Here is a 15416-nt window from a genome sequence, read left to right as displayed (position 1 = left end):
GTATACGCATATTCAAGGAATACAACGACATGCGCACCTCACCATGGCTGGTGCTCACCTACACGGTGATCATCCTCTTCGGCATTTTCACGGCGTTGCCGAACGTCCTGCCGCAAAACGTCCTCGACCGCGTACCTTCCTGGCTGCCTCACGATCAGGTCTCCCTTGGCCTCGACCTCCGCGGCGGCTCCCACCTGGTTCTCGAAGTCGATGAATCGGAACTGACGAAGGAACGCCTGCAATCGCTCCTGCAGGATACCCGCCGCGTGCTGCGCGAAAAGGGTGTTGCGACCAGCTCGGTCGCCCGCAACCAGAACCAGATCGTCGTGACGCTGACGGACCCGACGCAGCGCGATGCCGCCATCACTGATCTGCAGACGCTGGCGAACCCCGTGGGCGTCGGCCTTACCGCCGGTCAGTCCGACCTCGATATCGCTGCCAGCGGCGCGAACAACGTCACGATGACCTTTTCCAAAGCCGGTATCACACAGAACGTGAACTCGGCCGTCGAGCAGAGCCTCGAGGTCATCCGCCAGCGCGTCGACCAGGTCGGCGTTGCCGAACCGACGATCCAGCGCGTTGGCGCAAACCGTATCCTCGTTCAGCTTCCCGGCACGCAGGATCCGACCCGCCTGCGCCAGCTGCTCGGCTCCACGGCCAAGATGACGTTCCACATGCTTGCCCCGAACAACGCCCCGGCACCGGGCGTGACCATGATGAAAGACGAGGAGGGCAACACCTATCCGGTGGAAGACCGCGTCGAAATCTCCGGCGACCGCCTTTCGGACGCCCGCGTCGGCTTCGACCAGAACACCCGCGAACCGATCGTCAGCTTCCGTTTCGATAGCGCCGGCGCAACCCGCTTTGCGGATATTACCCGCCAGAATGTCGGCAATCCATTCGCCATCGTCCTCGACGGCAAGGTGCTGAGCGCGCCCGTCATTCGCGAACCGATCACCGGCGGCTCCGGCCAGATCTCCGGCAGCTTCACGGCTGAAAGCGCCACCACGCTTGCGGCAATGCTGCGTGCCGGCGCCCTTCCCGCCAAGCTCACCGTCATCGAGGAACGCACCGTCGGCGCCGATCTCGGCGGTGACGCCATCAAGAAGGGCCTGACCTCCGGCCTCATCGGCTTCGCACTGGTCGTCGGCTTCATGTTCTTCCTCTATGGCGGCTGGGGTCTGCTCGCAAACGTCGCACTGTTCCTGAACGTGATCCTGACCTTCGCCGGCCTGACGCTGATCGGCTCGACGCTGACCTTGCCCGGCATTGCCGGTGTCGTCCTCGGCATCGGTCTGGCGGTGGATGCGAACGTTCTCATCAACGAGCGTATCCGTGAAGAAACCCGCAAGGGCCGCGGCGCGTTCGCCGCGATCGACGCCGGCTTCAGCCGCGCCTACTCGACCATCGTCGACAGTAACATGACGGCGCTGATCGCGACGGTGTTGCTGTTCTGGTTCGGCTCCGGCCCGGTTCGCGGCTTCGCCGTCACCATGGGCCTCGGCATCATGATCTCCATGTTCACCGCCGTTTCCATCGTCCGTGTCGCGATGATGGCAATCGTGCGCCGCACGAAGATGAAGGTCATCAACATCAAGCCGCTGCTTCCGATCAGCCTCGTTCCGGACGGTACGCAAATCCACTTCATGAAAGCGCGCTTCTTCGGCCTTGCGCTTTCCGCCGCACTTTCCATCATTTCCGTCGTGCTGTTCGTCACGCCGGGCCTCAACTACGGCGTCGACTTCCGCGGCGGCATCCAGTTGGAAGTGAAGACGGCACAGCCAGCCGATCTCGCCTCCTTCCGCGAAGGCCTCGATGCACTGGGCCTTGGCGAAGTGGCGCTGCAGTCCTTCGGCGACAGCAACCACGTGCTTGTCCGGGCCGAGCGCCAGCCGGGAGGCGAAGAAGCGCAGACGGCCGCCGTCAATCAGCTGAAGGCAGAGATTGTCAAAGTCGATCCGTCGGCAACGATCGAACGGACGGAAGTCGTTGGCCCGAAGGTCAGCGGAGAGCTCGCGGTCGCCGGTATTCTCTCGGTCGTTCTCGCAAGCCTGGCGATGCTCGTCTATATCTGGGCGCGCTTCGAATGGCCATTTGCGGTCGGCGCCATCGCGACCCTCATCCTCGATGTGACGAAGACCATCGGCTTCTTCGCCCTTACCGGGCTTGACTTCAACCTGACGGCCATCGCGGCCCTTCTGACGCTGGTCGGTTATTCGGTGAACGACAAGGTCGTGGTCTACGACCGCATGCGTGAAAACATGCGCCTCTACAAGTCGATGCCGCTACGCGAACTCATCGACAAGTCGATCAACGAAACGCTCGGCCGAAGCCTCTATACCTCCGCCACCGCCTTCCTCGCCATGCTTCCGATGGCGATCTGGGGTGGCAGCGCGGTCGAGAGCTTTGCGATCCCGATGGTGTTCGGCATTGCCGTCGCCGCGCTCTCGTCGGTCTTCATCGCAGCGCCAATCCTGCTCTTCCTCGGCGACTGGCGCCGCCGCCACGCCAAGGCAGTGGCGGCATCCGCTGGCGCCGAGCCGGAAATCATTCCGCCGGAAGCCACCGAGCCGCGCAAGTCGATCGGCTAATAAATCTTCGACACAGACATTCCAGGAGGGCGCCGGTTGCCGAACCGGCGCCCTCTTTCTATTTTCACTTCAAAGAAGCGGGAGGTTGCGTCTCAATGTCATCCGGTCCAACGCCAACGGCTGTTTCGAGCACCAGCGAGGAGCGCATAAGGCGTTTTCTGGCGACGGCTTCACACGACCTTCAATCGCCGCTCCGGCACATCGCGATGTATGCGGAAATCCTTTTGGACGAGCTCGGCGAGAAGCTCGATAGCGAACAGCTCGAAAGCCTCACGGCAATCCTTCAGAAAGCCCAGACTGCGCAACGCCTCACCAAGGCGCTGATGAGCTTTGCTGCCGGCACGCCGCAGGTTTCGCCAGCTCCGGTGGAACTCGGCCCGCTCGTCGACGGTCTCTGGACGGAATTGAAGACCGAGATGGGTGCCCATGACGCGAGTATCGGCCATGGCACGCTTCCAACCCTCAACAGTGATGCGGCCCTTCTCTCGACCGTGCTGAAGAACGTTCTCGGCAATGCGCTGCTTTACCGGGGTGTGGCGGATCCCCGTGTCGACCTGGCGGCAGAAAGGAGCGGCAGCGATTGGCTGATCCATATTTCCGACAATGGGCGAGGCATCGAGCCGATCCATCAGGAGCGGATATTCGAACCTTTCTGGAAACTGCCCCAGCCAGACGCCGTGACCGGTCCCGGCCTGGGACTGACGGCTTCGCGCGAACTCTTAAGCGCGCTTGGCGGCGAACTGATGCTCAGCCGTTCGGACCACACGGGGAGCCGCTTCACTATCCGGCTGCCCGCCTGAACTCTATCAAATCGTGTAGTCGTCCTTCCAGAAGTCGGGCAGGTCGTACTTCACGAATTCGCGGATGATATATTGCAGCGTCCGCGCGTCGATCTCATCCTTGCCGATACGAAAATCGACGCCATAGTCCGGAAACTCTTGGAAATAGCCATCCGAAATGTCCGTTGAAACAACGCCGATTGGTCCTGTGTAGCCGATGCCGCGAAGCTCGGGCACCGTCTCGCGGAAATCGGCATTCGGCAGCAGTCGGTTGTCGAGCAGAATGAGATCGAACCGGCCGCCCTTGACCTTCTCCAGCGCGTCGCTGATGGACTGCGAATATTCGACGTCGACGGCAGGCTCGGAAAGGCTCCCAATCTTCTTCTTCAGCGACCTGAACTCGACGAATTCGTCATCCACGAACAGGACCTTGACGGCCTCTCCCGGAACCGCTTCGGCGCTCATGTTGTTTTCCCCGGTCACGAAACCAAACCATTCCTGAGGGCAATCGCCACCATATGAACGCGGTTCACTGCATCAAGCTTCCTGGCGGCGGCCGTGATATGAGAATTGACGGTGTGCTCCGACAATCCGAGAATGATCGCGATCTCGGCTGAAGTCTTGCCCTCGCTGGTCCATTTGACGATTTCCGCCTCCCGTTGCGTCAGGCGCCCTGACATCTCCTGCGTCAAGATTTCCTCGTAAAGTTTGTCGAAAATACGCATGGCATCGAGCAGAACGTCGGCGATTTCACCCTGATCGGGCTCAGACCGTATGCCGCTGAGCACGAGGCAGTAGCGCCGCCCCTCCGGCGTGAAGAGGGGAATGAGCAGAAAGGTATTGCCATTGAATTCGTTGAATACGAGGTCGGCCCCGATCGATCCGCTCTTGCCGTAGACCGGCGTCGTCAGGAACTGCGCGGTCTTTGCTTTCAGCGCGCCCAGCGCCTCCTTGAGCATCCGGACGAAAAGCGGGACCCTGCGTTCGGCAATATTGGTGATGACGATTTCGCGCTCGCCGAAGGGCGCGTTCGCCTCGGATATCCGAGCAAGCGCAAAGTTATCGAAGTGATAGTGCTGTGCCGCCGCCTTGAAGAGGCGGAAAAAGTCGGTGCGATTGATCGCCCGGCTGAGCTCGGGCCCTGTGTGAAATGGAACCGCCGCAGCGTTGGTCATTCCCGCAAAATCCTTATGTCGAACCTCCGGAAGTCATCTTCATCCCGAAATCTTGGGATATACGTCGTGCATGCGAGAAGTTAGAAGAATCTCGAGACAATTGATGAGGATAAAGGAATGGGGACCCCAATATCCTGAAAACGGAAACGACATCAATTCTCTCAACCGCAAGTGATACACAGGATAGTCGTAGTTCTTACCTAGGTATCGCAATTCCGTTGTTCACCATCCATGAAGAGCGGAAGAAGTGCCGGAGTAAGCGCGAGAGAGCTGATAGATCCACCCAGCTAAGGGGTTGGCTGAAATTCGTGGCGGCGAATGTGGGTCGGTCGGCTCTCTCAGTGCTCAATCACTCCTCTTCCCCATGGTTGTGTATTTTGAAATTCTGAAACGGCCTTGTCAATCGCAGTTTCTGGCAGCGCCAAAGCCTGGATCTGCGGCTTTGTCGCGCCGTCTTCCCTTCAGCGCGACGTTTGGGGACGCAGAATCGCCGCAAAGTCGAGGGGTTTTTGAAGATAGGAATCAGCACCCGCAACCAGAGCGCGCTGCCGATCTTCCTCGGCATCCGATCCGCTACAGACACAAAGCCGCATCGTTTTGAACCGGGCTTCCGCTCGGAGCCGCGCAATGAGCGCAAGGCCGCTATCGAGGGGCATATAGAGGTCGGCGATAAGCATGTCCGGAAGCGCGGCGCGCTCGGCAGATCGGTGCTCCAGGGCGGCAAGCCCCGCCTCCGCCGTTGCAAAACAGAAAAGATCAACAGAGATCCGCTCCCTCTTGCGGATATAGTCGAGGTAGAAAAGATCATCCCTGCTGTCATCGATATAAAATATGACTGGCATCGGTGCTCGCATCTGGCGGTCTCGGAACGATCTTCGATTGTGCGTTTTCGCAACACTAGCCGCATTTTCTTCCAATCGATAGCAGCGGCAGACCGCCAGCCGATGAATCAGTCGCGCAACGATGCGTTTTCCTATTGTGTCTTGCGGGTTTTCGGAAAAAATTGGCACGCGACTGGGGAGGTGTGACGACGTGTGGAATGCAGCGGCGGCAGGACTGCAGGACGATCCGCAGAAAATGCGGAAGCGCTATCGCTCCGCCGTCATCGCTATCGGCTCTCTGCTTGCCCTTCTCGGCCTCACCGCGCTGGCCGGCTGGCTGCTGCAGCTCGAAGTCATCATTGCGGTCGTCCCCGATTTTCCGTCGATGGCGTTCAACACGGCACTCTGCTTTGTTCTGTCTGGCAGCGCCCTGGCCACGTCCGTTACAGGCCGGCGGCTGGTATCCGTGCCTTCAACTGGACTTTCGGCGATCGTCGTTGTCATCGCGCTTGCCCGGCTGATCGAGATCACCATCTTCGGCCGCGCCATTCATCACATCGACCGGCTGTTGACCGATGTTCTTATATCGCCCGATTTTGCCGCTCAGATCGGCGGCGGCATGGGACCTAATACGGCCGTGATCTTCCTGATGGGCAATCTGTCGCTGATCGCCGCTCAGAATTGGCGGGTCGCGCGAGCGCCGCTCGTCCAGGAATTGATGAGCTATGTGGTCATCACGCTCGGCATGATCGCCCTTACCAGCTACATCACGAATGCGGAACAAGGTTATCGCTGGGGGCCCTATGCAACGATGGCTTTGCCAACGGCGATCGGCATGGTGCTTTTCGGCGGCGGATTGCTTGCAAGTGCCTGGTGGCGGCAGCCCGAAAGCCGTGGCCGAATACCGCTCTGGGTTCCCGCACTGGTGTGCTTCACGGGGCTTACCGCAGACCTCTATACGCCGCTTGGTGTGGCAAACGGCATTCTTTACGTGCCACTGGTGCTGACCGCTCTCTGGTTCAGAAACCGGAAGGCGTCGCTTCTCTTCGCCCTCGTGTGCACCATCCTCATCCTGCTCGGCTTCTTCGCTGTAAGCCACGACAACGTAGGTTTCTGGCAGGAGGTTACGAACCGGGCGATCACCCTCGTCATGCTCTGGCTGATTGCTTTGCTCGTATTTTACTACGTGCGCAACAGGTTGAACCTCGAGACCGAACGCATCCGCTTCAGCGCCTTGGTGCGCAGCACGCCGGACGCGGTGCTCACAATCGACGAAAAGGGAACGATCCTAAGTTTCAATCCGGCGGCCGAGCAGATGTTCGGTTATACGCCGCAGGAAGTGATCGGCAGGAACGTCAAGATGTTGATGCCCGAACCGTATCATTCAGAGCACGACGGCTATCTGCGCCACTACGCCGAAACTGGCGAGCAGCGCGTCATCGGCACCACGCGCAAGGTTTCCGGGCAGCGCAAGAATGGCGTCGCCTTTCCGCTCGATGTTTCCGTCAGTGAGGTAAAGAGCGGCGGAACGAAGGCCTTCGTCGGCATTGTGCGCGATATCAGCGAGCGCGTGACCCAGGAGGAGCGACTGAAGACGACGCTGGCGCAACTTGAGGATTATACCGCCGATCTCGAACGTAGCAATCACGACCTCGACGAGTTCGCCTATATTGCATCGCATGATTTGAAGGAGCCGCTGCGTGGGCTCCACAACCACTCGCGCTTCCTGTTGGAGGACTACGAAGGCCTCCTCGACGACGATGGCGTACGGCGCCTCAATCGCCTGGTGCGGCTCAGCCAGCGTATGGAGAAGCTGGTCAACGACCTGCTCTATTTTTCGCGGATCGGTCGGCAGCAGCTTGCAGTGAAGCGGACCGACATCAATCTTGTCATCAAGGATGTGATCGCCACCATGGAGCTGCTTCTGGAGGAGCGCCATGCCAAGGTTGTCATCGATGGCCAATTGCCGGAAGTGGTCTGTGATGCGCTGCGGCTCACGGAAGTCTTCCGGAACCTTATTACCAATGCGATCAAGTACAACGACAAGCCTCATCCGCTCGTCAGTATCGGCTATCTCGAACGCTTCGTCGCCAGGGACGGCACGACGGCGCGCAACGTCTTCTTCGTTAAAGATAACGGCAAAGGCATACCCAAGGAATTCCATGAGGATATTTTCCGCATTTTCAAACGCCTGGAAAAATCGCAGGATTCGGATGACGGAACGGGCGCCGGCTTGACCTTCGTCCGCAAGATCATCGCCCGCCACAACGGCGAGATATGGCTGGAATCGGAAGTTGGCGCAGGCACGACGTTCTATTTCACTTTGGGCAGGAAGCGCGAGGAGCAGAATGCAGCAGCGTGATACGCAAGCCATCCTCATCGTTGAGGACAGCGAGGACGACTTCGAAGCGACGATGCGTGCTTTCAAGCGCACGAACCTGCGCAACCCGATCTACTGGGCGGCTTCGGGACAAGAGGCTCTCGATATGCTGGCGACCATCAGTCCGCGGCCGGGTCTGATCCTGCTCGACCTCAACATGCCGGGGCTCGACGGTCGCAAGACGCTGGAGGCGATTAAATCCAATACGCACTGGCACAAGATACCGGTCGTTATCCTGACGACCTCCGACGACGAGCGCGACATCGAGGGCTGCTATGCCCTCGGCGCCAATACCTATGTGCAAAAGCCCGTCGATCTGGACGGCCTTTTTGCAGCCATACAAAGGCTGAAGGAATATTGGTTCGAGATTGCCATACTGCCCCTGGAGGAGTGACGATTGGCAGAAGTCTGCTCGGTACTGATCATCGACGACAATATGGACGACCGCGACTTCTACCGTCGCATGCTGGGCCGTATAGCGGGTACGACCTACACGCTGGCAGAGGCCGAGACCGGCGATCAGGGTCTCGCGATGATCGCCCGCAAACGGCCGAACTGCATCCTGCTCGACTACTCTCTGCCCGGCCGCAACGGCCTCGGAGTGCTTGCGCAAATCCTCGATCTCGATGCCTCCGCCAATGTCGTCATGTTGACAGGCCAGGGCAACGAGGCGGTTGCCGTCGAGGTGATGAAGAGCGGCGCACGCGATTACCTGACCAAGGATGCGCTTTCACCAGAAGGGCTGCACCGCTGCATTCAGAACGCCATCATGCACGGCGCACTGGAGACCAAACTGGAGCAGAAACGCCAATCCCTTGAAATTTTCACCCGAGCGATGGCGCATGACCTCAAGGAACCGCTGAGGACAATCAAGTCGTTCAGCAAGATCCTGCACGGTTCGCCATCGCTGCTGCCTGAGGATCGCGAGCTTTTCGACTATGTGCTGAGCGCTGCCGATCACATGGAGGATCTGATCGTCAAGGTTTCGGGTTTCACCAAGCTCGAGGCCTCTGGCGAGCTGGAGCTGAAGCCTGTCTCGCTCGTCTCGGTGCTCGATCAGGTGGAGGATAATCTCCATCGGCAGATCGAAAGCCGTCACGCGGTGATCAGCCGGGCAGACCTGCCCGAAGTGATGGGCGACGCGACGCTGCTGATCCAGCTTCTGCAAAACCTCGTTTCGAATTCTATCCGCTATTGCGAAAACCGCACACCGGAAATCAGGATCGCTGCGACGGCAAATAGTGGCGTTTGCCGGCTTTCCGTCTGCGACAACGGCCCGGGCATCGATCCCGCCCATCGCGAGCTGATTTTCCAGCCGTTCAAACGGCTCGTCGGCCGCGGCATCGAGGGAACCGGCCTCGGTCTGGCCATCTGCCGCCGCATCGCGCAATTGCACAGCGGTGCGATCTGGTGCGAGGCACGCGACGGCGGTGCGATTTTCGTCCTCGAAATACCCCTTGCACAGGCAGCCGTCGCGGCGCCTGCAGCCGTGCCTGCTTCCCAGAGCATCCGGCATTCCGATCAGGCGACGGAGGGGGCCGGCAGGCTTGCCGAGGTGCTGCTTGTCGAAGACAGCCCGGCCGACATACAACTTCTGAAACTGAAGCTCATGCGCCGCGAGAAAGTCAGCTTCAATCTCCATGTCGCAAACAACGGTCGTGAAGCGATGCTGCTGCTCGAGCAGCGCGCCGCAATAGCGGATCAGCCGCCGATGGACCTGATGCTGCTCGACATCAACATGCCGCTCATGGACGGTTTCGAGGTCCTGAATGCGCTGGCCGCCGATGGGCGGCTCAGCGGGATTCCGGTCTGCATTCTCAGTACGTCAAGCGACGAAGGCGATATTCAAAGAGCGAAGGAGCTTGGCGCGCTCGCTTATATGGTGAAGCCGCCAAACCTGCAGCAACTGGAAGAGGCATTGGAGAAAGTTGATACGCTGGAATTGCAACCGCGCGGCGATTCGTTCGTTTTATGTGTAGAACAATCAAGGCAATCTTCCACGGCACGCGTATGACTTTCGCATCAGCTCTCATTCTGGCATTGCTCGCCACTCCTATCCAATCCGGACTGCTATCGATGGTTTCTGGAATACATCACGTCACTGCGATTACCCGCAAAGTGCAGGCGAACGTCGATTTCTATGCAGGCTTCCTGGGCTTGCGGCTCGTCAAGCAGACGGCCGGATTCGAGGACGCGACGCAGCTACATCTCTTCTATGGCGACGCAACCGGCACGCCCGGTTCGCTCGTCACCTTCCTCGCCTGGGAAGATGGTTCGCCCGGACGGGCTGGCTTCGGGCAAATCAGCGAGATCGCGCTTGCCATCGATCCTACGAGCATCGGCTATTGGCTGACGCGGGCAATGAGTTTCGGTCTTCCCATGGAGGGGCCGGGAGACGAGTTCGGCGAGACGGTGCTGCGGCTCAAGGATCCCGACAACATCATTCTGAAACTTACCGGGAACAGGGAACTGAAGAGTGCCGCCCCCTGGCATGGCGGTCCGGTGCCGGTGGAGCACGCCGTGCAGCGCATCCGCGGCGCGACCATGCTGACGGAAGTGCCTGAGGAAAGCCGCAGCTTCCTCGAAAGTCACTTCGGCTATCGCTTCCAGGTGAGCAAGGGCGCGATCGATCGTCTCGTCTCGCAGTCGGGCGACGTCATCGATGTCCGCAATGCCCGCGGCTTCTGGTCCGGTGCACCGGGAACAGGCACGGTCGATCACGTGGCTTTCCGCGCCACCGACGATGCGCAGTTGTCGACCGTTCACGCAGCGCTCGAGAAGACGAATTCCTCGGCAACCAGCACGCATGACCGCAAATATTTCCGCTCTCTCTATGCCCGCGAGCCCGGTGGCACGCTTGCCGAGCTTGCAACGGACAAGCCCGGCATGACCATCGACGAACCGGCCGAAACCCTCGGCTCCAAGCTCTTCCTGCCGTCAAAGGATGCGATCACCAATCTTGAGGACCTGAAGGTCGTCCTGCCCCAGTTTTCCATGCCCGGTGAACCTCGCGTGAACTATCGCGATCTGCCTTTCGTCCACCGTTTCTATACGCCACCGGATCCGGATGGCAGCGTGTTCGTGCTGCTTCACGGATCGGGCGGCAACGAGACGACGTTGATGCCGCTGCTGCATAAAGTGGCGCCGCGCGCTACACTGCTGGGCGTGCGCGGCCGCGCGACGGAAGAGGGTTTCCCGCGCTGGTACAAGCGCATAACACCGTTCTCCTTCGATCAGGACGACATCAAGAACGAGGCGGAAGCCTTCGCCGCCTTTATCGACAGCGCCGTCAAATCCTACGGCCTCGACCCAAAAAAAATCGTCTATGTCGGCTATTCCAACGGCGCCAATCTGCTGAACTCGCTGCTCTACCTGCATCCGAGCCTGATACACCGCGCGGTGCTGCTCCGCTCCATGCCCGTTCTAACGGACTATCCGCATGCCGACCTTACGGGCACGGATCTGCTCGTCATCAGCGGCAAGACCGACGCTTATGGCCGATATGCGAACGAGCTTCGGACACGGCTGAAAACCTCCGGCGCGACCGTCGATTCGGACGTCATCTTTGGCGGCCATGACCTCGGCGATGCCGATGTGCCGATCATCCAAAAGTGGCTTCTGCAGAAAGACCGCCAAGCTAGCGTCCCGCAATAGCACTCCAGAATGACTTCCGAAGTGTGATGATTTCTTCGAATGGACTTCCTCCAGCGAGTTTAGTCCAGATGTACTTCCAACTGGCAACTTTGTCGGTAGAGCTTTTTTCTCAACTCTTGTTAGCATCTCTCAATTCGCTGATCTCTGCATTTGCTTCGATGAAAACGGAAACATTCTACCCCTTTAAGCCCAAATATTATTGGAAGCCATCTCAGATAAAATTACAATCTATTCATATAATATAAACAACAAAATACGGATAAGCTTGCTTATGGCTATTCACTAAGTCATTAAATACAATAACGATAAATTATTATTACATGTTTATTCATCGTATTTTCTATCCATCGCTAATCAAAAGGTCTTCGTCAACAAATTACCTCATTTCTTCTATTTTTTCAGCATCTGTTCTAATTTGCTGCACTGCAAAAAAAATCCTTGCCGACCCTCGATGTGCGACCTATCTTCGGCCGGACATTGATCACAGAAGGGGAAACGTATGCCTCCTCGGCCTGTTGACATCAGCCTGATCATCTCTTCGAGAAATCGGGCCTATGGCCTATTGAACTGCCTGGATGCCATCGCAACCGCCGCGCGGCAGGCAAGCCATTTGCGCCTTGAACTTGTCTTCGTGGACAATGGGTCGAGCGACGACACCTCGGATATCTTCAGCAAATGGGCGGCCTCCGCGCCGATCGACACCCATCTCATATACGAAACGCTACCCGGCCTTGCCAATGCTCGCAATACAGGGATTGCCGCCGCCACCGGCCGTATCCTTGCCTTTACGGACGACGATTGCGAAGTGTTCCCAGATTACTTCACGGCCGTCGACGCGGTCTTCGCCGATGATACCGAGATCGTCATGCGCGGCGGACGCGTCGAGCTTGGCGATGAGCGCGATCTTCCCGTCACCATCAAGACCGAACGCGAGCCCGCCGTGTTGACCAGCGAGCTCCACGCGGGCGGCTTCATCCACGGCTGCAACATGGCCTTCCCGAAGGCGCTTTGCGAAACGATCGGCCTCTTCGATCCGCTCTTCGGTGCCGGCTCGCAGTTTCGCTCCGGCGAGGATACGGATTACATTCACCGCGCCTCCAACGCCGGCATCCGCGTCGAATACTTTCCCGATTTCGTCGTCAAGCATTTCCATGGCCGCCGCAAGATCGAGGACATCCACCACCTGCACGCGGGCTATGCCTTCGGCAACGGCGCGCTCTATGCGAAATACATGTTCGACCGGCGCTCCAACATGCGCGGCATGCTGCGCTGGGATATCCGCCAGGCGTTGAAGGAATTGATCGGCGGCCGGAAAATGAGCGAGGAAATGGGGCTTACCTACCGCCGCCAGCTTCGCGACAATATTACCGGCATGCTCGCCTATTGGCGGAGCGCCAGACGCACCGCGACGCCAATGGCGATCCGCCGCTGATCCTCACGACGGCAGTGCCACATTCGATTGGAATCTGAATGGCAGATAATGCAGTTGCGCATGCCGACCTGAAGAAGAAGACTGCGCTCTCCGTCCTCTGGTCGGTGATCCGCGTTGCGTGGAGCACCGTCGCAACCTTCGTCATCTTCGTCATCCTTGCCCGCATCCTTGGGCCTGCCGATTTCGGAACCTTCGCGCTCGCCAGCCTTTTCGTCGAGATCGGCCGTGTGCTTGCCTATGCCGGCCTCGGTGATGCGATTACCCGGCAGCTCGATCTCGACGAGGAACTTGCCGATACCTGCTTCTGGGCAACGGTCGCCTTCAGCGCCATCGTCGCGTTGCTCGTCTTCGTCTTCGCTCCCTCTTACGGCCAATTCGTCCGCGATCCTTCGGTGGCCGGTATCCTGCAGTGGCTCGCGCCGTTGCTGCCCCTTTCGTCGCTTGCGGTCATCCACAATGCTCGGCTTGCGCGCGACTTCGGTCACAAGAGCCTTGCAGCGCAGAGCATCACCGCAAGCCTGCTTTCCGGCACCACGGCTGTCATCTGCGCCTATCTCGGCTGGGGCATCTGGGCGCTGGTGGCGCAGACGGCCGTCAATGCGGCCGTCACCGTCGTCCTCGGCTGGGTGTCTTACCCGTGGATGCCGCGCCTGCGCTTCAATCTCGAAAAATTCCGTTCCGTCTTCCTTTTCAGCGTTAGCCTCGTGGTGACGCAGCTCATGTGGATGCTGCTTGCTCGCGTGCAGGATATCTTCATTTCCCGCTGGTACGGCGCCGTCGAAGTCGGCCGCTATCGCATCGCCTGGCGGCTGATCGAACTGATCGGCCAGGCCGTGCTGGCGCCCATCGGCAGTGTTTCGCTGGTCACGCTGTCGCGCCTGCAGAACGATCGCACCGCCTTCCGCAATGCCTACAACAAGATCGTCGGTGCTGCGGCACTCGGCACGATCCCGTTGCTCTTCGGTTTCGGCGCGCTGTCGAATGACATGATCGCCCTGCTCTTCGGAGACAAATGGGGCAATGCCGGCGATATCGCCACCGTGCTGGTGCTGATGTCCGTGCCTTTCGTCACGAACTTCTTCGCATCCTCGGCGCTCTCGGCCGTTAACCGCGCGGAATCGATCCTCTCGGTCGCCGCGCTCCAGCTTGCGGTGACGCTGATCCTCACCTGGCTGCTCGTTCCCTACGGCATCTTCGCGGTGGCGGCAGGCTATGTGCTGCGGGCCTGGCTGACGATGCCTTACCAGCAATATGTGTTGAGCAGATATGCCGGGATCGATGCAGCCGGCACATTCAAGGCGGTTGCGCTTCCCTTCTGCGGCGGCGCCGTCATGGCTCTCTGCGTCTGGTTCGCCCATCCCTACATCGCCGGGTATCTTCAAAGCCGCTGGCTGTCGCTCGGCCTCAGCATCGGCCTTGGTGCCGTCATCTACCTGGCCTTTCTTCCGATCTTCGGCAGAAAGGCCATCCGTCCCTACATCGCACTCGGCAAGTCGCTGCTGCCGTTCGGCAAACGGGCTGAGGCCTAGCTTCGCCGCCTGGCCAGCAAACAGGAGCTTTTATGCAGGAAACCAACATTACGATCATCAACCGCCTCCAGGGTCTGATCGCAAACAACCTCTCCGATCTTGTCGATCCGCAGGAGCGCTTCGCGCTGCTCGATTTCCCCAACCACTACAATATCGGCGACAGCGCCATCTGGCTCGGAGAGCTCGCCTATTTCGACCGCCGCAAGACGCGGCCGGCCTATGTGACCGAGATTCCGACCTACGATGAGGAGCGGATGCTCGCGACAATTGGCAACGGCCGCATCTTCCTGCACGGCGGCGGCAATTTCGGCGACATATGGGCCGGCTATCGCCAGTTCCGCGAAGGCATGCTGACAAAATTCAAGGGACGCCCGATCGTCCAGATGCCGCAGACGATCCATTTCAAGGAGCAGGCCAATATCGATAGCACGGCCCGCGCCATCGAGCAGCACGGCAACTTCACGCTCCTGGTGCGCGACAAGAAGAGCCTGGAATTCGCGCGCCGCTGGTTCCAGTGCGAAACGCGCCTTTGCCCGGACATGGCCTTCTGCATCGGCCCGGTCGCACGCCCGGGCCCGCAGCACGAGTTGCTGCTCAATCTCCGCGAAGATCAGGAAGTCGGAACTCCGCAGGATCTCACCGCTGCCACGGGACGTCCCGGCACCGTCAAATCCGACTGGCCGGACGAGCCCGCCGATTTCCAGCGGCAAACCAAGCATACCGCGATCCTGAAGGGCCTGATGTCGGGGAAGATCGGCGGACGCGCCCGCATGACGGAGCTTGCTTATCGCGAGCGTGCACAGCAGCGTTTCGATCGCGGCGTGGCCTTGCTCGGCTCGGCGCGCCAGGTCATCACCGACCGCATGCACGGCCACATCATGTGCGTATTGATCGGCGCCGATCACTGCGTGCTGGACAACAGCTACGGCAAGACGAGCAGCTTCATCGAGGCCTGGGGCACCTGCAACACCGAAAAGGCAGCCCTTGCAGCAACCGTCGACGAGGCGCTCGCCATCCTCGACGCCCGCCGCGTGCGGCCTGCCGCAGTTGCCTGA

12 protein-coding genes are annotated in these 15416 nt (G+C 59.5%); 9 read left to right on the top strand and 3 right to left on the bottom strand.

Annotated features, from left to right (window positions below):
* Positions 1–29: 29 nt before the first annotated feature.
* Positions 30–2591: a protein translocase subunit SecD gene (gene secD / locus RGR602_RS03395; protein ID WP_039843942.1), complete on the top strand. Its 2562-nt coding sequence runs from the start codon at positions 30–32 to the stop codon at positions 2589–2591.
* Positions 2592–2686: 95 nt separating this feature from the next.
* Entirely contained in the window at positions 2687–3391 is a 705-nt protein-coding gene (locus RGR602_RS03390; protein WP_039843941.1) for a sensor histidine kinase, read from the top strand.
* 6 nt (positions 3392–3397) lie between these two features.
* Here the strand turns inward: RGR602_RS03390 and RGR602_RS03385 are convergent, their stop codons facing one another.
* The 3 genes from RGR602_RS03385 to RGR602_RS03375 all read right to left on the bottom strand — a co-directional run bounded on the left by RGR602_RS03385 (position 3398) and on the right by RGR602_RS03375 (position 5387).
* Entirely contained in the window at positions 3398–3835 is a 438-nt protein-coding gene (locus RGR602_RS03385; RefSeq protein WP_039843940.1) for a response regulator, read from the bottom strand.
* A 14-nt stretch (positions 3836–3849) separates the two neighbouring features.
* Positions 3850–4545: a response regulator transcription factor gene (locus RGR602_RS03380; protein ID WP_039843939.1), complete on the bottom strand. Its 696-nt coding sequence runs from the start codon at positions 4543–4545 to the stop codon at positions 3850–3852.
* 461 nt (positions 4546–5006) lie between these two features.
* Positions 5007–5387 carry a response regulator gene (locus RGR602_RS03375; RefSeq protein WP_039843938.1) on the bottom strand — a complete coding sequence of 127 codons (381 nt, stop codon included), beginning with the start codon at positions 5385–5387 and terminating at the stop codon, positions 5007–5009.
* Positions 5388–5622: 235 nt separating this feature from the next.
* On the opposite strand from RGR602_RS03375, the gene RGR602_RS03370 reads away from it, so the two are divergent.
* The 7 genes from RGR602_RS03370 (at position 5623) to RGR602_RS03340 (ending at position 15416) form a co-directional block, all read left to right on the top strand.
* Positions 5623–7728 carry a sensor histidine kinase gene (locus tag RGR602_RS03370; protein ID WP_052451629.1) on the top strand — a complete coding sequence of 702 codons (2106 nt, stop codon included), beginning with the start codon at positions 5623–5625 and terminating at the stop codon, positions 7726–7728.
* Positions 7715–8140, top strand: coding sequence for a response regulator (locus RGR602_RS03365; protein WP_039843936.1), 426 nt, complete (start codon positions 7715–7717; stop codon positions 8138–8140). Before RGR602_RS03370 ends, RGR602_RS03365 begins: the two co-directional genes overlap by 14 nt.
* A 3-nt stretch (positions 8141–8143) precedes the next feature.
* On the top strand, positions 8144–9760 hold the full coding sequence (locus RGR602_RS03360; protein ID WP_039843935.1) for a response regulator: 1617 nt from the start codon (positions 8144–8146) through the stop codon (positions 9758–9760).
* Positions 9757–11400, top strand: a complete 1644-nt coding sequence (locus tag RGR602_RS03355; RefSeq protein ID WP_203226180.1) for a VOC family protein — start codon at positions 9757–9759, stop codon at positions 11398–11400. The genes RGR602_RS03360 and RGR602_RS03355 overlap by 4 nt, the downstream gene beginning before the upstream one ends.
* A 499-nt stretch (positions 11401–11899) precedes the next feature.
* On the top strand, positions 11900–12832 hold the full coding sequence (locus RGR602_RS03350) for a glycosyltransferase family 2 protein (RefSeq protein ID WP_039843934.1): 933 nt from the start codon (positions 11900–11902) through the stop codon (positions 12830–12832).
* A 38-nt stretch (positions 12833–12870) separates the two neighbouring features.
* Positions 12871–14361 (top strand): lipopolysaccharide biosynthesis protein, encoded by a 1491-nt coding sequence (locus RGR602_RS03345; protein WP_039843933.1) that lies wholly within the window; start codon positions 12871–12873, stop codon positions 14359–14361.
* A gap of 32 nt (positions 14362–14393) precedes the next feature.
* Entirely contained in the window at positions 14394–15416 is a 1023-nt protein-coding gene (locus RGR602_RS03340; protein ID WP_039843932.1) for a polysaccharide pyruvyl transferase family protein, read from the top strand.

The organism is Rhizobium gallicum bv. gallicum R602sp (assembly GCF_000816845.1).
Taxonomy (GTDB): domain Bacteria; phylum Pseudomonadota; class Alphaproteobacteria; order Rhizobiales; family Rhizobiaceae; genus Rhizobium; species Rhizobium gallicum.
The sequence above is the reverse complement of the archived record's forward strand: the minus strand, read 5'-3'. Positions and strand labels throughout refer to the sequence as shown.

What these genes read in the sequence shown, in the direction of transcription:
- secD (WP_039843942.1), top strand. Translation starts at nt 30, where the DNA reads ATGCGCACCTCACCATGGCTGGTGCTCACCTACACGGTGATCATCCTC.
- RGR602_RS03355 (WP_203226180.1), top strand. Translation starts at nt 9,757, where the DNA reads ATGACTTTCGCATCAGCTCTCATTCTGGCATTGCTCGCCACTCCTATC.
- RGR602_RS03365 (WP_039843936.1), top strand. Translation starts at nt 7,715, where the DNA reads ATGCAGCAGCGTGATACGCAAGCCATCCTCATCGTTGAGGACAGCGAG.
- RGR602_RS03385 (WP_039843940.1), bottom strand. Translation starts at nt 3,835, where the DNA reads ATGAGCGCCGAAGCGGTTCCGGGAGAGGCCGTCAAGGTCCTGTTCGTG.
- RGR602_RS03390 (WP_039843941.1), top strand. Translation starts at nt 2,687, where the DNA reads ATGTCATCCGGTCCAACGCCAACGGCTGTTTCGAGCACCAGCGAGGAG.
- RGR602_RS03375 (WP_039843938.1), bottom strand. Translation starts at nt 5,387, where the DNA reads ATGCCAGTCATATTTTATATCGATGACAGCAGGGATGATCTTTTCTAC.
- RGR602_RS03340 (WP_039843932.1), top strand. Translation starts at nt 14,394, where the DNA reads ATGCAGGAAACCAACATTACGATCATCAACCGCCTCCAGGGTCTGATC.
- RGR602_RS03370 (WP_052451629.1), top strand. Translation starts at nt 5,623, where the DNA reads ATGCGGAAGCGCTATCGCTCCGCCGTCATCGCTATCGGCTCTCTGCTT.
- RGR602_RS03380 (WP_039843939.1), bottom strand. Translation starts at nt 4,545, where the DNA reads ATGACCAACGCTGCGGCGGTTCCATTTCACACAGGGCCCGAGCTCAGC.
- RGR602_RS03345 (WP_039843933.1), top strand. Translation starts at nt 12,871, where the DNA reads ATGGCAGATAATGCAGTTGCGCATGCCGACCTGAAGAAGAAGACTGCG.
- RGR602_RS03350 (WP_039843934.1), top strand. Translation starts at nt 11,900, where the DNA reads ATGCCTCCTCGGCCTGTTGACATCAGCCTGATCATCTCTTCGAGAAAT.